Consider the following 3,284-nt stretch of genomic DNA (forward strand, 5'->3'; position numbering starts at 1 on the left):
GCGGTCGCGTCACCGGGTTCCGGCACGGCGTCGCCCGTGGCGAGCGGATGCCCCGCAGCAACCCACGCGCCGAGGCCGCCGTCGAGCATCCGCACGTCGGCGAAGCCCGCGTGCCGCAGCAGCCACCAGGCGCGGGCGGCCGACTGGTTGCCGAGGTCGTCCATGACCACGGCGGTGTCGCCGTCGTGGAGGCCCCAGCGCCGCATCGCCGCGGTGAACGCCGTCTCCGAGGGCAGCGGATGCCGCCCCTCGCCGATCGCGTCGTGGTCGGCGAGCTCGTGGTCGAGGTCGACGTAGACGGCTCCCGGTACGTGCCCGGCGCCGAACGCGGGGCGGCCGTCGGGCACCGCGAGGCTCCACCGCACGTCGAGCACCACCGTGTGCGAGGCCGGCCGGCCGGCGCGCTCCTCGTCCAGTCGATGGGCGAGCTCGTCGGCGGAGATGAGGATCGGCATGCCTCCATCCTGCCCGGATCGTGACCACGGCCCGCCATGTCCCGCTCGGGGCATCCGTCAACCCGCTCGATTCCGCTCTCGGCATACGACTCGCCCGGGCGGCACGGGAGCCGCTCGGTAGAATGGCAGGACGGAACGGTGCGAGCGCGAGGAGAGTGGATGATCGCCTGCCTCGCTGCGTTCGCGGCCGTCGCGCTGCTGACGCCGCTCGCCGCGAGGCTGCTCGGACGCCGGGTCTTCGCGGTCATCGCGCTCGTGCCCGCCGCCGTCTTCGTGCTGCTGCTCACGTGGCTCCCGGGCGTGCTCGCGGGCGACCCGGTGGTCGAGTTCGTGCCCTGGGTGCCGCAGCTGGACCTCGCCCTGTCGTTCCGCCTCGACGCGCTCGCGCTGCTGCTGGCCCTCATCGTCACCGGCGTCGGCGCCCTCGTGCTGCTCTACTGCACGCACTACTTCGCCGACGACGAGCCGGCCCTCGGGCGGTTCGCCGGGCTGCTGCTCGCCTTCGCGGGCGTGATGCTCGGCCTCGTCACCGCCGACGACGTGTTCCTCCTCTTCATCTTCTGGGAGGCGACGAGTGTGCTCTCGTACCTCCTGATCGGCCACTACACCGGACGCAAGGAGAGCCGCGGTGCGGCGCTGCAGGCGCTCACCGTCACCACGTTCGGCGGCCTCGCCATGCTGGTCGGGCTCGTCGTGCTCGTGGCCGACGCCGGCACGAGCTCGCTGTCGGAGCTCGTCGCACACCCGGTGACCGGCGCCGCCGGCGAATGGGCCATCGCGCTCGTGCTCGTCGGGGCGATCTCGAAAAGCGCGCTCGTGCCCTTCCACTTCTGGCTCCCCGCCGCGATGGCCGCGCCCACGCCCGTGTCCGCGTACCTGCACGCGGCCGCCATGGTGAAGGCGGGTGTCTACCTCGTCGCGCGGCTGGCCCCCGGCTACGCCGACCTCGAGGTGTGGCATCCGATCGTGGTCGTGCTCGGCGTGCTCACGATGCTGGTGGGCGGATGGCGCGCCCTTCGCCAGTACGACCTGAAGCTGCTGCTCGCCTACGGCACCGTCAGCCAGCTCGGCTTCCTCGTGCTCGTGACCGGGTTCGGCACGCGCGACGCCGCGCTCGCGGGCGTCACACTGCTGCTCGCGCACGCCCTGTTCAAGGCGGCGCTGTTCCTCGTGGTCGGCATCGTCGACCACTCGGCCGGCACCCGCGACTGGCGCAAGCTCTCGGGTCTGGGGCGGCGGATGCCGGTGATCGCGACGATCGCGTTCGTCGCCGCCGCGTCGATGGCCGGGATCCCGCCGCTGCTCGGCTTCGTGGCGAAGGAGGCCGTGTTCACGGCCTTCCTCGACGCCGTCGCCGCCTCGGAGCCATGGGCGTGGATCGCCCTCCTGGGCGCGTTCCTCGGCTCGGTGCTCACCGTCGCCTACTCCGTGCGCTTCGTGTGGGGCGGGTTCTTCACCCGCGAGGGCCAGGAGCCCACCCCCCTGCACGCGCCGAGCCGGGCCATCGGCATCGCTCCCGGAATCCTCTCGGCCGCGAGCGTCGTCTTCGCCTTCGCGATCGGCTTCATCGAGCCGCTCCTCACGGCCTACGCCGACGAGCTCCCCGGCTCCGAGGCGTACCACCTCGCGCTCTGGCACGGCCTCGAGCCGGCCCTCTACGTCTCGTTGGTGGTCTTCGCACTCGGCGGCCTGCTCGTGTGGGAGCGCCGGCGGGTGGCGCGTCTTCAGGCGGCGGTCTCCCCCGTGGTCGACTCGGCCCGCGGCTACCTCGGCATCGTCTCGGTCGTCGACCGGGTCGCGGCATCCGTCACGACCGCCATCCAGCACCGCGGGCTGCCCGGCTACCTCGCGATCATCATCACGGTGTTCATCGGCGGCCTCGGCGCCGCGTCGATCATGAACACCACCTGGCCCGACGAGCTGCGGCCCTGGGACTACCCGTCGCAGCCGTTCCTCGCCCTGGTCATGGCGATCGCGGCCGTCGCCGCGGCCACCGTTCGCCAGCGCATGACCGCGGTGCTCCTCGTGAGCGTCACCGGCTACGGGCTCGTCCTGCTGTTCGGCATGGCCGGCGCCCCCGACCTCGCACTCACGCAGGCGCTCGTCGAGACGATCGTCGTCGTGGTCTTCGTGCTCGTGCTGCGCCGGCTGCCGAAGCAGATCGCCCAGCGCAACCCGCCGGTGCACAAGCTGGCGCGCGGCATCATCGGCGCGCTCGCCGGCATCGTGATGGGCATCGTCGGACTCATCGCACTCGGCGCGCGCATCCAGCCCACGATCGCCGGCGGGCTGCCCGCCCTCGCCCTCGAGGCGCACGGCAAGAACATCGTGAACGTCATGCTCGTCGACCTGCGCGCCTGGGACACGCTCGGCGAGATCTCGGTGCTCGTCGCGGTGGCCACCGGCGTCGCGAGCCTCATCTTCGTGTCGGGCCGCACGGGCGGGGCGCCGCGGCTCGACGACCTCGACGACGACGTCGCGCCCGTGAACCGCCGCGAGCGCCTGCAGCCCGTGCCCGAGCCCGCTTCGAGCATCCGCGCTCCCCGCACGAGCCTCGCCGACACCGAGGGCGAGACGGATGCCGCAGCCGACGCGGCCTCGACCCGGCAGACGTGGCTCCTCGCCGGGCGCACCCTCTCGCCGCGCAACCGCTCGATCCTCATCGAGGTGCTCGTGCGCCTGCTCTTCCACCCGGCGATCATCGTGTCGGTCTACCTCCTCTTCGTCGGCCACAACGCACCGGGCGGCGGCTTCGCGGGCGGCCTCCTGGCCGGCCTGGCGCTCGTCGCCCGATACCTCGCCGGCGGGCGGTACGAGCTCGGTGAGGCG

At 72.9% G+C, this 3,284-nt stretch carries 2 protein-coding genes; one reads left to right on the forward strand and one right to left on the reverse strand.

Features of this window, described 5'->3' with window-relative positions; all coding sequences use genetic code 11:
- A partial coding sequence (locus tag GH736_RS19625; RefSeq protein ID WP_268891256.1) for a sulfurtransferase occupies positions 1 to 455 on the reverse strand: 455 nt, incomplete at its 3' end.
- A 159-nt stretch (positions 456 to 614) separates the two neighbouring features.
- Between GH736_RS19625 and GH736_RS19630 the strand changes: the two genes are divergently transcribed.
- Positions 615 to 3,284: Na+/H+ antiporter subunit A (locus tag GH736_RS19630; protein ID WP_159606337.1), on the forward strand; the 2,670-nt coding region annotated here is incomplete at its 3' end.

It is taken from the genome of Agromyces humi (assembly GCF_009720255.1).
Lineage (GTDB): Bacteria > Actinomycetota > Actinomycetes > Actinomycetales > Microbacteriaceae > Agromyces > Agromyces humi.